A 20730-nucleotide genomic window follows, 5' to 3' on the forward strand; every position below is an offset into this window, starting at 1 on the left:
ACGAACTGAGCCCGGACCCCCTACGGAGGGTCCGGGCTCTTCGTCTGTTCGGACGGCAGCGGCAGGCGCCGTGTCACATGATCACGGTGCTCCGGCAACAGTGTCGCCGACCAGGCGCGCCAGCACCGGCAGCGCAGCGACGAGGACCTCGATCAACTGTTCGCGCGTCATGACCGGGTCGGCAAGCCAGCGGACGAGGGTCTCCTCGACGAAGGCCATCCACCCTGCGACTGCGACCTCCGTCGACCGCGAACGTTCCATCCCCATCTCGGGCGCACGCTCGAGTATGCGTTCGGACATCACCGCGCGCGTTCGGTCGGCTACCTCGCGGATGTCGGGATCTGCGCTGGCCGCTCCCCGGATGACCCCGATGAAGGCGTGCCCCTTCTCGGACACATAGTCCACATAGGCGGTGACCGACGAGTGCAAGACTTCCAGTACGTCGGTGACGTCCTCCCTCGGCGCAGTTCGATCGAGCATCCCCTGGGCCTGTTCGCTGACCACCTGCAGATGGAAGTCGGCCTTCGACTCAAAGTAGTGAAAGATCAGTCCCTTGGACACTCCTGCGGCTTCGGCTACGGCTTCGATGGTGATCGACTCCAGCGGACGCTCTCCCGCCATCGCGATGCCGAGGTCGATGAGCTGACGACGCCGTGCGCCCGGACTCATCCGTGTTCTCGAAGCTGTCATATGTCCACAGTAAGTCACTATTGACTCAGGTTCAATTGTCTATTGACTCGCATTCAACAACGCCTTATTGTGGAGACCATGACAACGCATGATGTAGAGATCGCGATCATCGGCGCCGGGTTCTCGGGCCTCGGCGCGGCCATCAAACTGGCCCAAGCAGGCGAAGACGACTACGTCGTCCTCGATCGCGGCTCCGACTTCGGTGGAACCTGGCGAGACAACGTGTACCCGGGCGCGGCGTGCGATGTCCCGTCGCATCTGTACTCCTACTCGTTCGCGCAGAACCCCGACTGGAGTCGGTCATACTCCCATCAGCCCGAGATCCACCGCTACATCAACGCCGTTGCCGACGAGCACCGCATCGCCGAACGGACCTGGTTTCACACCGACGTCGTCAGCGCCGACTGGGACGACGACGAGGCGCGCTGGACGATCCACGCCGAGCGCGACGGCACGCCCGTGACCGTTCGCGCCCGCACGGTCGTCGGAGGCATCGGCCCGCTATGCGAGCCGAACCTCCCCGACATCAAGGGAATCGACGGTTTCGACGGCACCATCGTCCACACCGCGAGGTGGGACACAGACTTCGATTTCACGGGTAAGCGAGTCGCCGTCATCGGCACCGGCGCATCGGCCATCCAGGTGGTGCCCGAACTCGGCAAGGTGGTCGGCCACCTGGATGTGTACCAGCGCACCGCGCCGTGGATCATCCCGCGTAACGAGCGCCCCTACCTCGCCGCCGAGAACTGGGCATTCAAGAACGTGCCCGGACTGCAGAACCTGATCCGCGGCACTATCTACACCGCCAACGAGGCAGTCGCCGCCGGTATGACGTTCGCACCGAAGGCGCTCAAGCCCGTCGAGGCGATCTGCCGAGGCAATATCTTCCGCGGTATCCGCGACCCGGAACTCCGTAAGGCCGTGACCCCGACGTTCGCTGTCGGCTGCAAGCGCATCCTGAAGTCGAACGAGTGGTACCCGACCCTCGACCGGGCGAACGTCGACCTGGTGACCGACCCGATCGCCGAGATCACCGAGACCGGCGTCGTCACCGCGAGCGGCACTGCGCGCGATGTCGACGTGATCGTGGTCGCGACCGGATTCCATGTCACCGACTCCCCCGCCTTCGAGACCATCCGCGGCGTCGCCGGCAAGAGTCTCGCCGACGTCTGGGCGACTGGCGGCATGCAGGCGTACAAGGGCTCGTTCGTCCACGGCTTCCCGAACCTGATGTTGCTCGTCGGACCGTCGACCGGCCTCGGCCACACCTCGATGGTGTACATGATCGAGTCCCAACTCAATTATCTGGTCGACTACGTCCGCAAGACGCGCGAGGCCGGGATCGGCCGCACCGAGGTGAAGCGCGAAGCGCAGGACCGCTACAACGACAAATTGCAGCACGCACTGCGCAACAGTGTGTGGGAGACCGGCGGCTGCGCGTCCTGGTACAAAGACGTGAACGGCAAGATCACCTCCTTGTGGCCGGGCTTCACGTTCACCTTCCGCAACAACACCCGTGAGTTCGACGTGGCGGCGTACGACGTGACACCGCGCGTCGAGTCGACCGACTTGGCCTCCGCGACCGGCGCCTGACCTTCTCAGCACAGCATCAACCACCGACGAAACACGAGGACACCAGTGAAAGACTTCCGTAACAAGGTCATCGTCATCACCGGCGCAGGTTCGGGCATGGGCCGCGACCTCGCCGTCCAGCTGGGACGACGCGGCGCGAAACTCGCGATCTCGGACATGAATCCCGACGGTCTCGCCGAGACCGAGCGTCTGGTGACGCAGACCGGAGCGCAGGTTCATTCTCAGATCCTGAATGTCGCTGAACGCGAGGCCTTCCTCGAGTACGCCGACACCGTCGCCGCGCACTACGGAACGGTCAACGCGGTCTTCAACAACGCGGGCATCGCGCACCATGGCGAAGTGGAGCACACCGAGTTCAAGGACATCGAGCGTGTGATGGACGTCGACTACTGGGGCGTGGTGAACGGGACCAAGGCGTTCCTGCCGTACATCATCGCGTCCGGCGACGGCCACATCGTCAACACGTCGTCGTTGTTCGGCATCCTCGCCGAACCCGGTCAGGCGGCCTACAACTCGGCGAAGTTCGCGGTCCGGGGCTTCACCGAGGCGCTCAACCAGGAAATGATCATCGCCGGCCATCCGGTCAAGGTGACGTGTGTGCATCCGGGCGGGATCAAGACGGCGATCGCCCGCAACGCGACGACGTCCGGCGACCACGACGCGAAGGCCACCGCGGCCCTGTTCGACAAGTATCTGGCGAACACGACGTCGGAGAAGGCTGCAGAGATCATCATCAAGGCCGTCGAACGCGAGCACGCACGCGTCCTCGTCGGCGCCGACGCGAAGATCCTGGATCTGTCCGTACGACTGGTGGCGTCCAAGTATCAGGGCATCAGCGCTCACGTCACCGGCTGGGCGATGAAGAAGCTCGCCAAGTAGTTCTGGACAGTCAAGTAGTTCTGGACAGTCACGTAGTTTTGCCGGAGTCGAGCACTCATAGAACTCGACCGAGTCAAGACCCCGTCACACGCCGTTCGTCGACAACCACTGTCGGGCGACGGTACGCGGATCGGCACCGCCTCGGACCTCGCGCACCATCTGCGCGAGGTCCGCTGTCGTCAATTCGCCCGCGACCCGGCTGAGAGCCTTGAGCTGGGGCTTCTCCATCTGCCCACTCGCGAACACGGGAACGAGCTGCTGCGCGATCGGCGCGCCTTCGGACTGCAGCGTCTGCACCCCGGTCAGGTCTTCGACCGAGGCGGAGTCGAGTGCCGTGGTCAACGCGAGCGCGTCACCGCTGCGAACCCTCGACACGAGTTCGTCGGTCGTCGCGACCGTCTGCACCGGGCCGTGGTGACAGGCGGCGACCGCGTCGAGAACCGACTTCCCGGGGTCTCGGGTCACCAGCAGCGGCAACCCGGCGGGGAGTCGCCCGCAATCGGCGAGCTTCTCGGCGCCTGCGTCTTCGATCGCCTTTTGCTGCGCGAGGACCTGCCACCGGTCCGACACGAGCGACGGGTCGCCGATCGACACCTGTTGGGGCAGCGACCGGTTGACGTCGGCGAGCACGTCCTGCGCCGTCAGGGCCTTTGGCGCCGGAGTCAACTGAACCAGCAGATCCCCTGTGAACGAGGGGAACAGGCCGAGCTCACCCGACGCGACCTGGTCGAGTAGCTCTCCCTGCGACGCCGAGTCGGAATTCGTCTGGACCGCGATACCGGTGCGCGCCAGCGCGCCCGCGTAGACCGCGGCCGCAGTCCGCGACTCGACCGACGCGTCGTGTCCGACGGTCAGCGCAGGATCATCATCGCTGCATGCTGTCAATGAGACCGCCATGACCGCCGCCGCGACTGCCGCCGTGAATCGTCCCGCTGTGAACCGCTGTTGAATGCCCATCACGATGCAACGGTAGTCGACGCCGGTCACCGCACCACCGATCCTGTCTGTCCGGACGCGATCATCGACCCCGCACCACCGGTAGCATCAAGACAATGCCGTCCATTCCGCGTATGTTGCAGCCGGGAAACCGAGGATCGGGTCGAACCCCCGCGGATCCGCGCACCCCTCCGGTGCCTGCAGCACGAGCCGTCGTCGACTGCGGTGTCTACGTCGGCGGCGTACGCCAGCAGAACTCGAACGACTTCCGAAGAGCCCTCCGGCAGGTCCGGGAGTCCGGTGAGGGCTTCGTCTGGCTCGGCCTGCACCACCCCGACGAGCGGCAGATGAACAACGTCGCCGAAGCGTTCGGCCTACACCCGTTGATGGTCGAGGACGCGGTCCACGCTCATCAGCGACCGAAACTCGAACTGTACGACGACACAGTCTTCCTCGTGCTGCGGACCATCAGCTACGTCGACCACGATTCCCTCGAGGTGGCCAACGACATCGTCGAGACCGGCGAGATCATGGTGCTCGCGGGCAGCGACTTCGTCATCACGGTCCGTCACGGCGACCACACACACCTGGCCGGGGTCCGCCAGCGGCTCGAGCACATGACCGATCAACTCGGTCTCGGCCCCGCAGCCGTCGTCCACGCCGTCGCCGACCGTGTCGTCGACAGCTATCTCGCGGTGGTCTCGGAGATGGAGTCCGACGTCGACGAGATCGAGGAGCGAGTCTTCTCCGCGAAGCACAACGACGTCGACATCGACGTAGTTTATCTGTTCAAACGTGAGGTACTCGAACTGCAGCGCGCCCTGAATCCGCTCGCAGTGCCATTGGCGCGGCTCTCCGGCAACAAGTCGGCGGTGGACGCCGCGCCCATCCATTTCGAGACTCAGGTGTCGTCCAACGGCAAGGAGATCCGCAGGCACTTCCGGGACGTCGCAGATCATCTGACGCAGACGATCGATCTGGTCGCCGAGTACGACGAACGTCTCACGACGCTCCTCAACGCTGCCGCGACGAAGGTCTCGATCCAACAGAACACCGACATGCGCAAGATCTCGTCGTGGGCCGCTATCGCCGCCGTTCCCACTGCGATCGCAGGCATCTACGGCATGAACTTCGACCACATGCCCGAAACCCACTGGGCCTACAGCTATCCGGTCCTGCTGCTCATCATGGCGTGTATCTGCACCGTCCTCTGGCGCACTCTGCGCCGCAACCACTGGTTGTAGGGGCTCGACGGCCGACGGCGCGAGGTCGACCTCAGCCCGGGGTGACCGCCGAACGCGTCGGATCGGCGATGTCGACGCCCGCCTCGGTCCAGGCTTCGCGCAGGGCGTCGGCCCCCTTCAGACGGACCCAGGCTGCTTCGTTCGCGGTGATCGGGACGGCCCGCAAGAAGTGGACCGGATCGGCGGGTTCGTCGAGCGACAGATCGGCGATTTCAGTGTCGCCGGTCAGCAGAAACGCCGAACAGATCGCGCCGGCCCACAGCGGCTCCTGGAGATCGACGAGCGAGTCCTCGCCGAGGATGAGGCCTTCAACCGCGGGCGCGGCCGCGAGCGTCGCCAGCGACTTGTGCAGCCCGGGGAGCGCGGACACCGCACGCATGCGGACGACCGCTTCGGCACGCGGCCCGCGGTCCGGGTCCGGTGCGAGATCGTTGGGGTCGTGCATCGGGTGCCGGGAACAACCGACCGTCGCGAACACGAGGTCGTCCCCGTCGACGAAGCGGAGAACCTCGATCGGCTCAAGCCCGAGGAAGGTCACCGACGCTCGCTGAGGTACGGACCCGACGACACCCGACACGTGCTTGACCACCAGACCGGCGATCGATCCCGACGTTGAACTCACTCGACCAGTCAATCACGGAGCGACCGACCCAGACGTGTCGGCGCGGACCTCAGCGGAGCGAGAGCCCACTCTCCGTGTCGAACACGTGCAGCCGCTTCGTGTTCATCGCGAGCGTCAGGTTCCCACCGCGCCGGACATCGGTGTACGGCGTCAGACGCGCGACCTTCTGGCCGCCCGCGGTGGTCGAACCGAGGTCCTCGGCGAGCTGATTGAGCACCTTGTTCGCCGTATCCGGTGCGCTCAGACCGAAGTACACGTACTTGTCCGACCCCATCGACTCGACGAGGTCGACGTCGACGTCGAATGTCAGGAACTGCTCGAGTTCGGCCGGGTGGGTCAGCGAGGAGTCGACGAGATGCTCGGGTCGGATGCCCAACAGCACGTCGCCCTTGCTTCCCGCCTTCTGGGCACGCCCGGCGACCTCGTTGTAGTCCCCGAGTTCGATGTGCCCGATCGGAGTGTCGACACCGTTCCCGGTCAGACGGCCCGGAATGAAGTTCATCGACGGTGACCCGATGAACCCTGCCACGAACAGGTTGACCGGGTAGTCGTACAGCTCCTGCGGCGACCCGACCTGCTGGACGTGTCCCGCCCTCATGACGACCACACGATCGCCGAGGGTCATCGCCTCGGTCTGGTCGTGCGTGACGTACACGGTGGTGGTGCCCAGTCGCGCCTGCAGGCTCGCGATCTCGGTGCGCATCTGTACACGCAGTTTCGCGTCGAGGTTCGACAGCGGTTCGTCCATCAGGAACGCCTTGGGCGAGCGGACGATCGCGCGGCCCATCGCGACGCGCTGACGCTGTCCGCCGGAAAGATTGGCCGGCTTGCGGTCGAGGTGCTCGTCGAGGTCGAGGATGCGTGACGCCTCGTCGACCTTCGACGCGATCTCGGCCTTCGGTGTCTTCGCGAGTGTGAGCGGGAACGCGATGTTCTCGCGCACCGTCATATGCGGGTACAGCGCGTAGCTCTGGAAGACCATCGCGATGTCGCGGTCCTTCGGAGCGGTCTCGTTGACCCTGGTACCGCCGATACGCAGTTCGCCGTCGGTGATGTCCTCGAGCCCGGCGATCATGTTGAGCGTCGTCGACTTACCGCAGCCCGACGGTCCGACCAGGATGATGAACTCGCCGTCGGCGATCTTCAGGTCGATGCCGTGTACGGCCGTCGAGCCGTCCGGGTACTGCTTGGAGATGTTGTCCAGAACGATGTCGGCCATGGGTTATCCCTTCACGGCGCCGGAGGTGAGCCCGGCCACGATACGGCGTTGGAAGAAGAGTACGAAGATGATGATCGGAATGGTGATGACGACGGCTGCTGCCGCAATGGCACCGGTCGGTTCCTCGAACTGACTGACGCCGGTGAAGTTGGCGATCGCGACCGGAGCCGTCTGCGCCCGTTCCGTCGACGTCAACGACAGGGCCAGAAGCAGATCGTTCCAGGCGAAGACGAACACGAGGATCGCGGCAGTGACCACGCCCGGAGCCGCGAGCGGCAGGATCACGCGGCGGAACGCCTGACCGGGCGACGCGCCGTCCATCTGCGCTGCCTTCTCCAGTTCCCACGGGATCTCGCGGAAGAATGCCGACTGAATGTAGATCGCCAACGGCAACGCGAACGCCACGTACGGGATGATCAGGCCGGGCCAGGTGTCGAACAGGCCGATGCTGCGTTCGATGTTGAACAGCGGGGTCACCAGCGAGATCTGCGGGAACATCGCGATCAGCAGGGCCGCGCCCACGAGCAGCTTCTTGCCGGGGAATTCCAGTCGCGCGATGGCGTATGCCGCCATCGTGCCGAGTACCACTGCGATGACAGTGGCGATGAGGCCGATGCCGATCGAGTTGATGAGACCCGAGGTGAAGAACCCGGTGTCGAAGATGCTCCGGTAGTTCTCTAGCGTCCAGGAGTTCGGGATGAAGTTGCCGTCGGTGACGGTGCCCGGACTCTTGAACGACAGGCTGATGATCCACCACAGCGGAATGATCGCGTAGAGCACCACCAGGGTGTTCGCGATCAGCCATCCGGCGCGGCGACGATTGAGAGCAGTCATTCTCCCGCTACCTCCCCTCGTCGTCGGAACCGGGCGCCGAGGCGCCGAATCCCTTGATGAACACGATCGCGATCACCGCGACGCACAGGAAGATCAAGACGCTGATCGCCGATCCCGTGCCCAGGTTGAACGCTTTGAACAGGTTGTTGTACCCGAGCATCGACACCGATCCGGTGTCGTGGTTCCCCGAGGTCAGAACGTAGATGTTGTCGAACACACGGAAGGCGTCGAGCGTGCGGAACAGCAGCGCGACGAGGATCGCCGGCTTCATCAACGGCAAGATCACCTTGAACAGGCGGGTCCACGCGCCCGCGCCGTCCATCTGCGCGGCCTTGAGTAGATCGTCTGGCACCAACGCCAAACCGGCGAGCAGCAGCAGCGCCATAAACGGCGTCGTCTTCCATACCTCGGCGAGGATGATCACCGCCAACGCGGGCATCTGACTGGTCAACGGCGTCGAACCGTCGGGCAGTAGATCGACGAGGTAGCCGGTGTCCGGCGTCCACGCATACTTCCATGAGATGGCCGCCGCGACCGTCACGATGCCGTACGGGATCAGGACCACGGTGCGGACCAGTCCCCTGCCGAACATCGCGCGATGCATGACGAGCGCTATCGCCATGCCGATGACGAGCTCGATGATCACCGAGATCACCGTGATGTAGAGCGTCACCCACAGGGCCGTCCACCAGTAGCCGCTGCCGAGGACGGTGCCGTAGTTGCTGAGTCCGACGAACTCGCCCGAGCCCGGCTCGCGCAGGTTCTCGTTGGTCAGCGACAACCAGAACGAGTAGATGATCGGGTAACCGGTCACGAGGAGCATCACCAGCGCGGCGGGGCCTGCGAGGAGCAGGGCCAGACGTCGCTCAGACGACCGGCGGCCGCTCTTGACCCCCTTCTTCGTCGCGCCCGCCGCCCTCGCGCCGACCGCCTGCGCACCCTTCGCCTGGGTCGCAGGCTCGGCACGCCGGTCGTCCTCGAGAATGTCCGACATCGCCATTGCGGTCCCCGGCTGAGCGGGTGCCGGTCGACGCTCCTGCGCCGGATTACGCGGCGGCACGATCGACTCCGCAGACGGCTGCGCCGCCTGCTCCTGTGGCTCCTGAGGCTTCGGGACGACGGTTCGCGACTGATGTCCGGTCGCCGTCGGACGCGTCGGCTCACTGCCGGGCGCCACCCACATATCCGAGTGAACGGTCGGGACGGGGCCGGTCTGCTCGACGGGCCGCTCGGGAGCGCGATCCTCGGGACGCGCGTGACGGCCGGGTTTCATATCCGGCCCCTCGCCGTGCGGCGTCAGGCCACCGGAGTTGGCCGGTTGGTCCCGGTTCGTCTCGTCGTTGTTGTCATCACTGGTCACGGGACGATCCCCTCCCCGTCGATGGCGTCCTGCGAGACGCGAGCGAGCTCGTCGGCCTTACTCTCGGGATCCCACTGGCCCACCGGACTGAGCGTCGCGGTGATCGCCGTGGACATGTCCTGATAGCGAGGAGTGGCCGGGCGCGGTGCCGCGCCCTCGTCGAGCTGACGCCGGACGATCTCGTACATCGGATACGCGAGTTGGAACTCGGCGTCGTTGTACAGCGACTCGATTGTCGGCGGGGTTCCGCCGCGCACCGCGTACACCTTCTGCGCCTGCGCATCGGTGAGGCACGACGCCGCCTTGAACGACAGATCCTGCTGCTTGGACGTCGACGCGACGCCGACGTTGAAGCCACCGGGGGTCGACTTGGCCGTGCCTGCGCCAGCGATGCCCGGGTACGCGGCGAAACTGAAATTCTTACGCGTCGCGTCGTTGACCTTCGCAATCCGCGGATCGGTCGGGTCGTCGGCGGTGGCGTCGATGATCTCCTTGAACTGGGTCAGCGAGTCTCCCATGATCTTGGCCTCGCCCGCCGCCCCGTTCTCCTTGATGCCCGCGAAAACGAACGGCCAGTTGATCTCGAAGGCGCCCTTGCCCGCCTCCATATCCGTGCGAGCAGTGCCCTCGTCGGAGTTGGAGATCGACGGGTCAGCGCCGGGCGCGGTCGCCACCCTGCGCATCACCGTCAGCGCCTCGACCGTCGCCGCGCGGTGCTCCGGAGTGTCGGTCAAGGTGACCTTGGTCGGATCGTCTGGGTCAAGTATCTCGCCGCCCGCAGACTGCAGAAGCGAGTTGAACCACACCATGAGACCCTCATACTGCTTGGCCTGCAACAGAATTGCGGCCGGTCCGCCAGCGTCCTTGATCTTCGCGGCGTCGTCGAGCATCCCCTGCCACGTCGTCGGAGCCTTCGTGGTGTCGATGGTGTCCTTCATCAGGTCCGGGCGGTACCAGAGCATCTGACTGTTAGCCCACAGCGGAATCGCATAGAGGCTCTTGCCTGCGTCGTCCTCGCGCTCCCATTCGGCGGTCGCCAGCGGGCCCGGAAGATTGGTCTGCCTGGTCTTCGCCGCGAGATCGTCCGGGACGCGTACCACCCACCCGGCGTCGGCGAACTCCGCGGTCCAGACGACGTCCATCGCCATCAGATCCAGACCTGCGTCATTGCCCGCGAGACGTCGCGCCAATTGGAGGCGCTGCATGTCGGCTTCCTTCGGGAGCATGTTCATCGCGATGCGGTACTCGCCGTTAGAGTCGTCGCTGCACCGCTGCGCCACTTCGCTGATGTAGTCGAAGCCGTCGGCAGCCGCGTACATGTTGATGACGCCCTCGTCGTAGTCCGAACCGCACGCGGTGAGCATCGGCGCGGCGACCGCTGTCGCGACGCCCGCGATCGCCAACTTCGTCCATAGCCGGCGTCGACGCGGTGGACTAGCACCGATCCCGTCGCCGGAGGATTCCTCTGGTCGCATTCCCGCCAAGCCTCCTACCCTGAGAATCGGCTATGAAAGCCGATGTGCGAGTAGGGTATCGCACCCGCGAGTGACACATCGCACATCCCATGCGTACGTGTCCTGAGCCGCGCTTTTCTCAGATGGCGAGTCTGGCCAACATGTCACGCGCCTGCTCGGCGGTCTTCGGATCGCACAGCACGTCGTAACGCCCGGCCACCAACTGCATGGACGATGTGAAATCGCGCTGCCCACGGCTCGCCGCGTACGGGATCGCCGCCGAGATCAGGCCGAACACCATGCCCGCGATCACGCCGTACACGATCGGCACCCACGGGTTGTCCGACGAGAAGAAGCTGATCAGCGCGCCGAGAAACAGTCCGAGCCACGCGCCGGACACGACGCCTCCACCGATCACCTTGCCCCAGGTCAACCGTCCGAGAACTCGCTCCACCTGCATCAGGTCCACGCCGACGATCGTCAGGTTCTCAACGTGGAAGTGGTTGTCCGAGAGGTGGTCGACCGCGCGCTGCGCCTGCGCGTACGTGTCGTACGAGCCGACCGGCCACCCTTTCGGAGGCGTCGGCAGTCCCGGCGTCTGTCGCATCGGGTTCGTCATGGCTTCACTCCTGTCACAAACGTCCGTGCACTCACTTCTGCGCTGCGTCTTTTACCCTTATATGTATGACGCCTGCCCAGAAGGTCTATGTGGCCAGACTAGTCGGCCTTGCAGTCCTCGGTCCGGACGGTGAGTCGATCGGCCGTGTACGCGACGTCGTCATCTCGATGCACCTACCCGGCCAGCAACCGCGCGCCCTCGGTCTCGCCGTCGAGTTGACGACGCGACGGCGCATCTTTGTGCCGATGCTCCGGGTGACGAGCATTGAGCCGGACGCCGTCACTCTCACCACCGGGCATGTCAACCTACGAAAGCTCAGTTTGCGACCCAATGAGGCGCTTGCGATCGGCCAGGTCCTCGACAGCATGGTCCGCACCGACGACCCCGATTACCCGGAGCTGCACGGTGCGGATCTGACTGTCGTCGACATCGGGATCGAGCGGAATCGGAACCGCGACTGGATGGTCAGTCGCGTCGCGCTCCGTCCGACACGAAAGGGACTGCGCAGGCGCGGCGAGACGATGGTCGTCGACTGGCGGCACATCGTCGGCATGAATCGCCTTGAACTGGCTCGCATCGGACAAGGCGTCGAACGTGCCCTCGCTCAGTTCGAGACGATGCGCCCGGCCGACGTCGCCAATGCCTTACGTGAGCTCCCCGACAAGCGACGCAACGAGATCGCCGCGGCCCTCGACAACGAGCGACTCGCAGACATCCTGCAGGAGCTGCCGACCGACGATCAGAGCGACGTGCTCGCCAGCCTGAAGCCAGAACGCGCAGGCGATGTGCTCGAGGCGATGGATCCCGACGACGTCGCCGACCTCGTCGCCGAACTCCCAGCGTCCGAAGCCGAGGCTCTCCTGGCCCGCATGGATCCCGAAGAGTCAGAGTCGGTCCGCCGACTGCTGCTGCACTCGCCCGACACCGCGGGCGGTGTGATGACGCCCGAGCCACTGATTCTGACCGCGAACGCCAACGTCTCCGAAGCGCTCGCTCGCATTCGTGACCCCGACATCAACTCGGCTGGCGCCAGCATGGTCTTCGTCGTCCGCCCCCCGACCAACACACCGACCGGAAAGTTCCTCGGGGCGGTGCACATCCAACGGTTGCTCCGGGAGCCGCCCGCCGATCTCGTCGGCGGCATCCTCGACTCGGAGATGCCCCGCCTGCATCCTGATGACTCGTTGGAGACGATGACCCGATTCTTCGCCACCTACAACCTCGTGTGCGCGCCCGTCGTCGACGACGCCGCCCACTTGTTGGGCGCGGTTCAGGTCGACGACTTGTTAGACGCACTGCTGCCGCGCGACTGGCGCGAGAACGATCCGGAAGGGCAGGTCCTGTGAGCCCGCGCCACCTCGACACCCCAGCCGACAGTCGGCGCCGGTTCCAATTCAATCTCGACTCCGATGTCGTCGGCGTCTACAGCGAACGCGTCGCCCGCTTCCTCGGCACCGGCCGCTATCTCGCCATTCAGACGATCATCGTCATCGTCTGGATCTTCTTCAACATCGGCGTGTTCGCGTTCGAATGGGATCCGTACCCGTTCATCCTGCTCAATCTCGCGTTCTCCACGCAGGCCGCTTACGCGGCTCCGTTGATTCTCCTGGCGCAGAACCGTCAGGAGAACCGCGACCGGATCTCGCTTGACGAGGACCGGCGTCGCGCAGCCCAGACCAAGGACGACACCGAGTTCCTCGCGCGCGAACTCGCCGCAGTCCGAATTGCGGTCGGCGATACCGTGACCCGCGACTATCTCCGCCGCGAACTCGAGGACGCCGTCGAAGAAGTCGCCGAACGAGTCGCCGCGAAGCTGCGGGACGACCCGTCTGATGACCCATCGGACCAATCCGGTATGAAACAGGACTGAGCACCCTGTATGCTTGCTCACAGCCAGCCGCGGGGGTGGAAAAGGACATACACCCACGGACCGCGCGATTGACGCTCGACTGGAGTTCGCACATATGGGGATGAGTTTTCGGCACAGCCCGGGACAGGCGCACGTGCCACGACGCACCGTCGCCGTTGGGGTGGGCACAGTAGCCGTCGGTGCGGTCCTACTGGGCGGTATGTCTGCTGGTGCGACGTCGGTGACGTCCGCGCAAGGCCCGGCGAACATCGGTCCCTCGTTCTTGGCTTCCAGCGACTCCGCCGTCGTCGCGGTCGACGACGTGACGCAGGTCGTCCCGTCACAGAGCGGCGAGCTGCTGGGGTTCGCACCACCGTCCAGCCCTGACGTCGACGATCCCGACTCGGTGGCTCAGTTCCGGATCGCCGCGAACCTGCCGTCCGGACCGCTCGGCATCCCAGGGATAATGCTCAAGGCCTACAAGCTGGCCGCCACCCGCGTCGCCGCGGAGTCGCCGCAGTGCAAACTTCCGTGGTTCTTGCTGGCAGGCATCGGCCGCATCGAGTCTGGGCATGCAGGCGACGGCAACGTCGACCGCTATGGCAACACACTCACCGACATCCGTGGCCCAGTCCTCGACGGCTCGCTCGCAGGCAATGCAGTGATCACCGACTCCGACGGCGGCGACCTCGACGGCGACCACGGCCACGACCGCGCGATGGGGCCGATGCAGTTCATTCCGAGCACGTGGAAGAGCTGGGGTTCGGACGCCAACGGTGACGGAAAAGCCAATCCGGACAACGTGTTCGACGCCACCTTCTCCGCGGGCCGGTACCTGTGCTCCGGCGTCACCGACATCATGTCGTCGTCCAACAAGGTCGCCGCGGTTATGCGTTACAACCATTCCGTCGCGTACGCCAACAACGTTCTGGGCTGGGCTGCGGCCTACGCTTCGGGTGTGATGCCGACCTCGCCGATCCCGGAGATGTCGACACCGCCGAAGGACGACGAGAAGCCGGACAAGAAGAAGGACCGCGACAAGGATCGCGACAAGCCGTCGAAATCGTCCAAGCCCAGCAAGCCGTCGACGAAGAAGCCGTCGACTCCCCCGTCGTCGAGCACAAAGCCGAAGCCGACACCGAAGCCGCAGTGCCTCGGTCCGATCTGCCTGCCGCCGCCGCCCGTACTCCCGGCGCCCTGAGGCGAGGCCGATCCCAGCGGCCCGGTACCACTGACTAGAGTGAAGTCTGTGAGTACTCCTACCGAAGCCGACGTACGTTCAGCGCTCAGCAAGGTCGCCGATCCGGAGATCGGCAAGCCGATCACCGACCTGGGGATGGTGAAATCGGTAGCGATCGCCGACGACGGAACCATCGATGTCGGCATCTTCCTGACGACGTCCGGTTGTCCTATGCAGACCGAGATCTCGCAACGAGTGTCCACCGCGGTGTCCGATGTCCCGGGCGTCGGTTCCGTCCGCGTGGAACTCGACGTGATGGACGACGAGCAGCGCACCGCGCTCCGCAAGAAGCTGCGCGGCGACCGCGCCGAGCCCGAGATCCCATTCGCCAAACCCGGCAACCTGACCCGCGTGTACGCGATCGCGTCGGGTAAGGGCGGTGTCGGAAAGTCGAGCGTCACTGTCAACCTGGCCACCGCGCTCGCCGAGCGCGGACTCTCGGTCGGCGTGCTCGACGCCGATATCTATGGACACAGCGTTCCCCGCATGCTCGGCAGCGACGCGAAGCCGACCCAAGTCGAGTCGATGATCATGCCGCCGCAGAGCCACGGCGTGCGATTCATCTCGATCGGCCAGTTCACCGATGGGAACACCCCCGTCACCTGGCGTGGACCCATGCTGCACCGTGCGCTTCAGCAGTTCTTGGCCGACGTCTACTGGGGTGACCTGGACGTTCTTCTCCTCGACCTTCCCCCGGGGACCGGGGACGTCGCCATCTCGATCGCACAACTGATCCCAGGTGCCGAGATCCTCGTCGTCACAACCCCGCAGCAGGCCGCAGCCGAAGTCGCCGAGCGTGCGGGCGCGATCGCGTTGCAGACACGGCAGAAGATCCTCGGCGTCGTCGAGAACATGTCGTGGATGGAACTGCCCGACGGCTCACGCATGGAGCCGTTCGGCTCCGGCGGCGGACAGATCGTCGCCGATCGGCTCACGAAGGCCGTCGGCGCACCCGTCGAACTCCTCGGCCAGGTACCGCTCGAGCAGGAGCTCCGCGAAGGCGGCGACGCCGGAACTCCGGTCGTCCTGTCTCGACCGGACTCGGCCTCAGGCTCTGCCCTGCGCTCCATCGCCGACAAACTCGCCGTCCGACGGCGCGGCCTCGCAGGCATGAATCTCGGCATCGACACCACCCGGCACGACTGACATCTTCGCATTCGGCGAGTCGGTGGAACCGAACAGCGCTACGGTGCGTCTAACTCAATAGGAGCCCAACCCAGCCCCAGGGAGTCGCAGTGAGCAACGACGTAGTCTCCGAGACCGCTGCCTGGTACGCCAGGATCGCAGCCGCTCGTGCCGCCGGGATCGAATTGGAGGAGTTGAGTGACGCATTAAGTAGGGTCGTCGGCGCAAACTACTTTGGTATCGGCTGCGAGGAAGGCCTCGTACTTTTCACTCGCCTGCGAGCCGTGGTCGAGCACGGCACGAAACAACTCAAGGGTCTGGCGGCAACTGCCGAGCGCCTTGCCATCTCCGCAACAGATTGTCAGCGAGGGCTACAGCAATCAGACGCAGAGAACGGCACTTCGATACAAAGCCCGCCCAGATGAAAAATGGACGTCGCTACGTCACGCTCCTCTGTATCGTTTCCGCAGTTGCAGCCTGCACAACCAAATCCGACGATTCAATCGCCACCAGTTCCGTGACAAGTGGAATCCGGCAGGTCGATGATTACGGAAATCATCTGCCATTCGATACACGTCACGACCGTCGTTGGAGCTCCGGCAATGACGGGACGAAATACGAGCCGTGCACGACGTTAGATGATGATGGACTGGCCGCCCTTAACGTTGAACCGTTATCGGCAGCCGATGCTGCGGGGTCGAATGGGCAGACGCTCCGCGGCTGCAAATGGAGATATACCAGCACAGACACCGGTGATCGATGGAACCTGAGTCAATTCGTTGGCAATTCCCCTGGTCTCGACTTCGCAAAGACTCGGCGATCAGGTGGCATCAACGAATGGCTCCCGGATGAGACTATCGCCGGCCGACAAGTGGGTGTCCACATCTATACGACCGGCGACCAATGCGACACTTACGTGCAGTCTGGGGGCGCGTCAGTCATCACGATGGTTACGCACTACGGACAGAACCAACCACCCATCTCCGAGGTCTGCGACCGGGCGCTCGGTTTCACGCGGGCCACGATTGGGAAGATGCCGGTCTGAACTGCTCGGATTATGTCGCGTCCCAGTCGGTGTAGTCGTGGAAACGCTTGGAGAGATTGGGTTTCGCGGGGGGCGGCGTCGGAGCAGAGGGTTCGGCGACGGCGGGCGCAGGGCGAGACGGCTTCGACGTCCCCTGGATGTCGAGGGTGTCGCGCACAGTGCGGCCGAGGTCGTCCACCGACGAGGAGTCGCCGCCTAGAAGGTGCTTCGTCACCACGCTGCGGGGGCTCATCTGTCGAAGCTCGTTGATCTGTTGGATAGGCTCCCGAAACTGGTCGAAGTCGGTGCCCATCTCGTCGCGCAACTGGCCAGACGCGCCGGTCGCATAGTCGCGGACCTTACGGATCGACTGGAACGTCCACGACACCGCGCCGGGCAGTCGCTCCGGACCGAGAATGATCAGACCCGCAGCAAGCAGCACCACGATCTCACCCCAGCCGATACTGCTAAACATCCGTGAACCCGCTCGATCCGTCTAGTCGCTGACCGGCGTGATCGAACCGTCGAAGGTACGTCCTTCACGCCAGTAGGTGAACTTCACCGCTTCATCGATCTTCGACGTACGAACCGCAACCGTCAACTCGTCAGAGCCCTCGATCTCGCGCCCGTTGTAACTCGTCACCACGTCGCCCTCACGCAGACCGGCGCGAGCGGACGCACTGCCCTGTGCAACGTCTCGGACCTGCGCGCCGAACACCTTGTCGTTACGGACAGTCGCCGCGGTCAGGCCGATCGTCGGGTGACTGACCCGGCCGTCCTTGATCAGCGAGTCGAAGACCGGGACGGCCTCATTGATCGGGATCGCGAAGCCCAGACCGATCGAGCCGCCGTTCGACGTCCGCGCTGCCGTGTTCACGCCGATCACGTGAGCCTTGGAATCCACCAACGGACCACCCGAGTTACCGGGGTTGATCGCCGCATCCGTCTGGACCGCGTTGATCACCGCGTCCGTGTCCGACTCCGCGTCGGGACGCAACGGCACCGGTCGATCAACCGAGCTCACGATGCCCGTCGTCACTGTCTTAGACAGTCCCAACGGCGAACCGAATGCGACGACGTCCTCGCCGATCTTCACCTTCGACGAGTCGCCCAGAGTCGACACCGTCAGATTCTGAACATTGTCGACCTTGATGACGGCGAGGTCGGTCTTCGGGTCGCGCCCGACCAGACGAGCCGGAACACGGGTGCGGTCGAAGAGGACCACCTCGAGTTTCGCCTCTCGGTCGGCTGCAGCCATCGACACCACGTGATTGTTCGTCGCGATGTAACCGCGCTTGTCGAGCACGAAACCCGAACCCGTCGCGCCACCGCCCGCCGTGCGCACGTCGATCATGACGACGGCCTTCTCCATCGCGTTCGCAACCTTGGTGACCGAATTCTCGTCGCCGTCGTCGCCCGAGTCCGAACCCGAATCACTCAAGTGCACCGAGTCCGAGTTCAATGGGGTGGCGACTTCAGCGGTCCAACGACCGACGAGGCCACCGAAGACTCCGATGAGTATCGCGACCATCGCCAATGACGCTAACGCCCACCAGTGCACTCGTTGGCCCGACACGAGGTCCCGGACACCTAGCTTGGGGCCCGGATCGACCGGAGCCGGCGTGCTGCCTTCGTGCAGTGCGGGCCCGGCCAATGCGACGCCGGATTCCGGACTACGCCACGGATCCTCCGGCGCCTGCGGCGCATCGTCGACGGCCACCGCATACGGATCGCGCTGCAACGTCTCCGACTCGCCGTCCGGACGACTGAACGCCTCGCTCAAGACAGGGTCTGGCGCAGCAACAGTCGGCTCCGGGCGGCTCGGCGTCGGTGCCTGCGAGAACGATCCGGTGACGCCTTCCGGACGTCCGAAGACAGCTTCGTCCCTCGACGTGGGGGTTCGATCATCCACGGGTCAGCGGCCCCGGCGATTCGATCGGCCAACGCCACGCATGTCGATCTCCTGCGTGGGAATCTTGCTGAGCTCACCGAGCAACGACGGCGGGGCACTCATCGGCGCACCACCACGAAGCAGCGAGCGTGCACGGACCTGACTGACGACCTCTTCAGAACACTTCGCACACAGCGACAGATGAGAATCGGCACGGGAGGTGGCCATCGGCGACAACTCGTTGTCGACATAGGCGACCACGGCTTCGACCGCGAGATGCTCAGTGGGCGCGAACTCGTGGCGCGCAGCGTGTTCAGGATTGGGAACGATCGACGAACTCACCGGCGCCCAACGGCGACCGGACGAACGGTGTCCCAGACCCACTGGCGGCGCCCCTTCCACTCGGCGGCCGCTGCGGCGGCCCAACGCGATCGGTCGGGCCCAGCTTACGCGATCAGCCCTCACTGGCGACGGCGACCGAGCGGCTGTCGGTGTGCCCACGTGCCGCGAGGTACTCACGAATCCCCTGCCGACCACGGTGAATGCGGCTGCGGACCGTACCCATCTTGACGCCCAACGTAGCGCCGACCTCCTCGTACGAGAGGCCTTCGATGTCACACAGCACCACGGCGGCACGGAACTCCGGCGCCAATGCGTCGAGCGCTTCCTGGAGCTCCTGGCCGAGGTTCGCGTCCGCATAGGCCTGCTGCGGGTCGGGCGTGTCGGTCGGGATCTTCTCGTAGACGGGCTCGAGCGCTTCCATCCGGATCTTGGCGCGACGACGAACCATGTCGAGGAACAGGTTGGTCGTGATGCGGTGCAACCAACCCTCGAAGGTTCCCGGCTTGTAGCTGGTCAGCGACCGGAAGACTCGGATGAACGTCTCCTGGGTGAGGTCCTCAGCATCATGCTGATTACCCGAGAGCCGGTAAGCGAGGCGGTAGACCCGATCGGCGTGCTCGGCGACGAGCTCGTCCCACGACGGCATCAGGGTGGTGTCGCCGGTCGCATCGAAGCCCGCAGTCCCGCGGAAGGAGTCACGCGAGGCCGATTCGGTGGTGTCAGGGACGGTCATCGGTGCGGTGCCAGTTCCTTTCATCGCGAAATCGCGGACAGACCGAGCATTGTCCCCCGGTACAACGTCAGCGCCGCGATCGATATTCCAAGCCATTGACTATGACCCTCTCGCACTCGAATGTGGGACCCCCCAGAACGGGCTGTGTGTTCCCTGAGGATGTGAGGCAGCACGTCCACAGGATGTGGAATCGGTCGTGAGCGGCGTGGGGCGGGCCCTGGTCAGCACCACTGTGGCACCCTCGTTGACATGACTGACACGACTGGTTCGCAGACCACCGACCAGCTCGCCGCTTACGCCGAAGCTGCGATCATCGAAGACGATGCGATGGCCGCCGCACGGATGCGCGGCGAAGAGCTCGGCGCGCGCGCCGTCAGCCCCGCTACCGGAGCCCTTCTGTCACTCTTCGCCCGGACGGCGAACGCCGAGCACGTCGTCGAGATCGGGACCGGCGTTGGCGTGAGCAGCCTCTGGCTGCTGGCGGGAATGCCGTCGACCGGCGTCCTGACCACGATCGACCCCGAATCCGAGCATCACCGTGCCGCTCGAGAGACATTCGCCGACGCGGAGATCGCGCCCGGACGGACACGCTTGATCAACGGTGCACCGACCGACGTCCTCACCCGGCTCGCCGACGAATCGTACGATCTCGTGTTCGTCGACGGACCGCCCATGTCGTACCCGGCGTTCGTCACCGAAGCGGTACGCATCCTGCGGCCGGGAGGACTGCTCGTGGTGAACAACGCCTCGGCCGACGGAACCATCGCCGACCGCGACGCAACCGACCCGCGGACACTCGCCGCACGCGAGGCGGCGACCATCGTCGCCGACGACGACCGCTTCCTGCCCGCCGTGATTCCCGTCGGCAATGGCCTGTTGGCGGCAGCGAAGGCCCGTTAGTCTCCCATCGGACAGCCGACGGACACGTGCGAGGGCCCAGCAGCCATCGGGCACCACAGTGGACGTCGACGTCAGACGTGCCAGTAAGATCGCTGGCGCGCCGCCGGACGTCCTTCGTTCGAACGACCAGCAGACTAACGTCTCACATGCCGAACTCGAAGGGCCCGGTGACAACG

22 protein-coding genes are annotated in these 20730 nt (G+C 64.9%); 10 read left to right on the top strand and 12 right to left on the bottom strand.

What is annotated here, in order from left to right; translation table 11 throughout:
* Positions 1-81: 81 nt before the first annotated feature.
* Positions 82-690, bottom strand: coding sequence for a TetR/AcrR family transcriptional regulator (locus ACTIMF_RS08690; protein WP_442349883.1), 609 nt, complete (start codon positions 688-690; stop codon positions 82-84).
* Between the two features lie 78 nt (positions 691-768).
* Between ACTIMF_RS08690 and ACTIMF_RS08695 the strand changes: the two genes are divergently transcribed.
* Positions 769-2283, top strand: coding sequence for a flavin-containing monooxygenase (locus tag ACTIMF_RS08695; RefSeq protein ID WP_442349884.1), 1515 nt, complete (start codon positions 769-771; stop codon positions 2281-2283).
* A gap of 45 nt (positions 2284-2328) precedes the next feature.
* Positions 2329-3162 carry an SDR family NAD(P)-dependent oxidoreductase gene (locus tag ACTIMF_RS08700; protein WP_442349885.1) on the top strand — a complete coding sequence of 278 codons (834 nt, stop codon included), beginning with the start codon at positions 2329-2331 and terminating at the stop codon, positions 3160-3162.
* An 84-nt stretch (positions 3163-3246) separates the two neighbouring features.
* Here the strand turns inward: ACTIMF_RS08700 and ACTIMF_RS08705 are convergent, their stop codons facing one another.
* Positions 3247-4119: a glycine betaine ABC transporter substrate-binding protein gene (locus ACTIMF_RS08705; RefSeq protein ID WP_442349941.1), complete on the bottom strand. Its 873-nt coding sequence runs from the start codon at positions 4117-4119 to the stop codon at positions 3247-3249.
* 95 nt (positions 4120-4214) lie between these two features.
* On the opposite strand from ACTIMF_RS08705, the gene ACTIMF_RS08710 reads away from it, so the two are divergent.
* On the top strand, positions 4215-5342 hold the full coding sequence (locus tag ACTIMF_RS08710; RefSeq protein WP_442349886.1) for a magnesium and cobalt transport protein CorA: 1128 nt from the start codon (positions 4215-4217) through the stop codon (positions 5340-5342).
* A 31-nt stretch (positions 5343-5373) separates the two neighbouring features.
* Here ACTIMF_RS08710 and ACTIMF_RS08715 read toward each other — a convergent pair whose 3' ends face one another.
* The 6 genes from ACTIMF_RS08715 to ACTIMF_RS08740 all read right to left on the bottom strand — a co-directional run bounded on the left by ACTIMF_RS08715 (position 5374) and on the right by ACTIMF_RS08740 (position 11450).
* Positions 5374-5964 carry a suppressor of fused domain protein gene (locus ACTIMF_RS08715; protein WP_442349887.1) on the bottom strand — a complete coding sequence of 197 codons (591 nt, stop codon included), beginning with the start codon at positions 5962-5964 and terminating at the stop codon, positions 5374-5376.
* A gap of 49 nt (positions 5965-6013) precedes the next feature.
* Positions 6014-7183, bottom strand: coding sequence for an ABC transporter ATP-binding protein (locus ACTIMF_RS08720; RefSeq protein ID WP_442349888.1), 1170 nt, complete (start codon positions 7181-7183; stop codon positions 6014-6016).
* A gap of 3 nt (positions 7184-7186) precedes the next feature.
* A complete protein-coding gene (locus ACTIMF_RS08725; RefSeq protein WP_442349889.1) occupies positions 7187-8017 on the bottom strand; it encodes a carbohydrate ABC transporter permease in 831 nt (276 codons plus the stop codon).
* Between the two features lie 7 nt (positions 8018-8024).
* On the bottom strand, positions 8025-9377 hold the full coding sequence (locus ACTIMF_RS08730) for an ABC transporter permease subunit (protein WP_442349890.1): 1353 nt from the start codon (positions 9375-9377) through the stop codon (positions 8025-8027).
* Entirely contained in the window at positions 9374-10852 is a 1479-nt protein-coding gene (locus ACTIMF_RS08735) for an extracellular solute-binding protein (protein WP_442349891.1), read from the bottom strand. Before ACTIMF_RS08735 ends, ACTIMF_RS08730 begins: the two co-directional genes overlap by 4 nt.
* A 118-nt stretch (positions 10853-10970) precedes the next feature.
* Positions 10971-11450: a general stress protein gene (locus ACTIMF_RS08740; RefSeq protein WP_442349892.1), complete on the bottom strand. Its 480-nt coding sequence runs from the start codon at positions 11448-11450 to the stop codon at positions 10971-10973.
* Between the two features lie 65 nt (positions 11451-11515).
* Here ACTIMF_RS08740 and ACTIMF_RS08745 point away from each other — a divergent pair, with 65 nt between their 5' ends.
* The 6 genes from ACTIMF_RS08745 to ACTIMF_RS08770 all read left to right on the top strand — a co-directional run bounded on the left by ACTIMF_RS08745 (position 11516) and on the right by ACTIMF_RS08770 (position 16709).
* The gene (locus tag ACTIMF_RS08745; RefSeq protein ID WP_442349893.1) at positions 11516-12796 is read left to right on the top strand and encodes a magnesium transporter MgtE N-terminal domain-containing protein; all 1281 of its coding nucleotides are present in this window, start codon (positions 11516-11518) and stop codon (positions 12794-12796) included.
* On the top strand, positions 12793-13320 hold the full coding sequence (locus tag ACTIMF_RS08750; RefSeq protein ID WP_442349894.1) for a DUF1003 domain-containing protein: 528 nt from the start codon (positions 12793-12795) through the stop codon (positions 13318-13320). The genes ACTIMF_RS08745 and ACTIMF_RS08750 overlap by 4 nt, the downstream gene beginning before the upstream one ends.
* A gap of 100 nt (positions 13321-13420) precedes the next feature.
* Positions 13421-14500 (top strand): lytic transglycosylase domain-containing protein, encoded by a 1080-nt coding sequence (locus tag ACTIMF_RS08755; RefSeq protein WP_442349942.1) that lies wholly within the window; start codon positions 13421-13423, stop codon positions 14498-14500.
* A gap of 48 nt (positions 14501-14548) precedes the next feature.
* The gene (locus ACTIMF_RS08760) at positions 14549-15685 is read left to right on the top strand and encodes an Mrp/NBP35 family ATP-binding protein (protein ID WP_442349895.1); all 1137 of its coding nucleotides are present in this window, start codon (positions 14549-14551) and stop codon (positions 15683-15685) included.
* Positions 15686-15774: 89 nt separating this feature from the next.
* Positions 15775-16089 (top strand): hypothetical protein, encoded by a 315-nt coding sequence (locus ACTIMF_RS08765; RefSeq protein ID WP_442349896.1) that lies wholly within the window; start codon positions 15775-15777, stop codon positions 16087-16089.
* A complete protein-coding gene (locus ACTIMF_RS08770) occupies positions 16086-16709 on the top strand; it encodes a DUF3558 family protein (RefSeq protein ID WP_442349897.1) in 624 nt (207 codons plus the stop codon). The genes ACTIMF_RS08765 and ACTIMF_RS08770 overlap by 4 nt, the downstream gene beginning before the upstream one ends.
* 10 nt (positions 16710-16719) lie before the next feature.
* On the opposite strand, the gene tatB is transcribed toward ACTIMF_RS08770, so the two are convergent.
* The 4 genes from tatB to sigE form a co-directional block, all read right to left on the bottom strand.
* On the bottom strand, positions 16720-17163 hold the full coding sequence (tatB, locus tag ACTIMF_RS08775; protein ID WP_442349898.1) for a Sec-independent protein translocase protein TatB: 444 nt from the start codon (positions 17161-17163) through the stop codon (positions 16720-16722).
* A 21-nt stretch (positions 17164-17184) separates the two neighbouring features.
* On the bottom strand, positions 17185-18600 hold the full coding sequence (locus tag ACTIMF_RS08780) for a S1C family serine protease (RefSeq protein WP_442349899.1): 1416 nt from the start codon (positions 18598-18600) through the stop codon (positions 17185-17187).
* Between the two features lie 3 nt (positions 18601-18603).
* Positions 18604-18921 (bottom strand): zf-HC2 domain-containing protein, encoded by a 318-nt coding sequence (locus ACTIMF_RS08785; RefSeq protein WP_442349900.1) that lies wholly within the window; start codon positions 18919-18921, stop codon positions 18604-18606.
* A gap of 112 nt (positions 18922-19033) precedes the next feature.
* Entirely contained in the window at positions 19034-19750 is a 717-nt protein-coding gene (gene sigE, locus ACTIMF_RS08790) for an RNA polymerase sigma factor SigE (RefSeq protein ID WP_442349901.1), read from the bottom strand.
* Positions 19751-19903: 153 nt separating this feature from the next.
* Here sigE and ACTIMF_RS08795 point away from each other — a divergent pair, with 153 nt between their 5' ends.
* Complete coding sequence (locus ACTIMF_RS08795; protein ID WP_442349902.1) at positions 19904-20554, top strand: O-methyltransferase; 651 nt, start codon at positions 19904-19906, stop codon at positions 20552-20554.
* Positions 20555-20730 lie beyond the last annotated feature (176 nt).

Source organism: Gordonia sp. (in: high G+C Gram-positive bacteria) (assembly GCF_052106715.1).
In the GTDB taxonomy this organism is placed as follows: domain Bacteria; phylum Actinomycetota; class Actinomycetes; order Mycobacteriales; family Mycobacteriaceae; genus Gordonia.

Coding starts and splice junctions, on each gene's coding strand:
- ACTIMF_RS08705 (WP_442349941.1), bottom strand. CDS start 4,119: ATGGGCATTCAACAGCGGTTCACAGCGGGACGATTCACGGCGGCAGTC.
- ACTIMF_RS08720 (WP_442349888.1), bottom strand. CDS start 7,183: ATGGCCGACATCGTTCTGGACAACATCTCCAAGCAGTACCCGGACGGC.
- ACTIMF_RS08690 (WP_442349883.1), bottom strand. CDS start 690: ATGACAGCTTCGAGAACACGGATGAGTCCGGGCGCACGGCGTCGTCAG.
- ACTIMF_RS08725 (WP_442349889.1), bottom strand. CDS start 8,017: ATGACTGCTCTCAATCGTCGCCGCGCCGGATGGCTGATCGCGAACACC.
- ACTIMF_RS08735 (WP_442349891.1), bottom strand. CDS start 10,852: ATGCGACCAGAGGAATCCTCCGGCGACGGGATCGGTGCTAGTCCACCG.
- tatB (WP_442349898.1), bottom strand. CDS start 17,163: ATGTTTAGCAGTATCGGCTGGGGTGAGATCGTGGTGCTGCTTGCTGCG.
- ACTIMF_RS08695 (WP_442349884.1), top strand. CDS start 769: ATGACAACGCATGATGTAGAGATCGCGATCATCGGCGCCGGGTTCTCG.
- ACTIMF_RS08795 (WP_442349902.1), top strand. CDS start 19,904: ATGACTGACACGACTGGTTCGCAGACCACCGACCAGCTCGCCGCTTAC.
- ACTIMF_RS08755 (WP_442349942.1), top strand. CDS start 13,421: ATGAGTTTTCGGCACAGCCCGGGACAGGCGCACGTGCCACGACGCACC.
- ACTIMF_RS08770 (WP_442349897.1), top strand. CDS start 16,086: ATGAAAAATGGACGTCGCTACGTCACGCTCCTCTGTATCGTTTCCGCA.
- sigE (WP_442349901.1), bottom strand. CDS start 19,750: ATGGCTTGGAATATCGATCGCGGCGCTGACGTTGTACCGGGGGACAAT.
- ACTIMF_RS08745 (WP_442349893.1), top strand. CDS start 11,516: ATGACGCCTGCCCAGAAGGTCTATGTGGCCAGACTAGTCGGCCTTGCA.
- ACTIMF_RS08740 (WP_442349892.1), bottom strand. CDS start 11,450: ATGACGAACCCGATGCGACAGACGCCGGGACTGCCGACGCCTCCGAAA.
- ACTIMF_RS08710 (WP_442349886.1), top strand. CDS start 4,215: ATGCCGTCCATTCCGCGTATGTTGCAGCCGGGAAACCGAGGATCGGGT.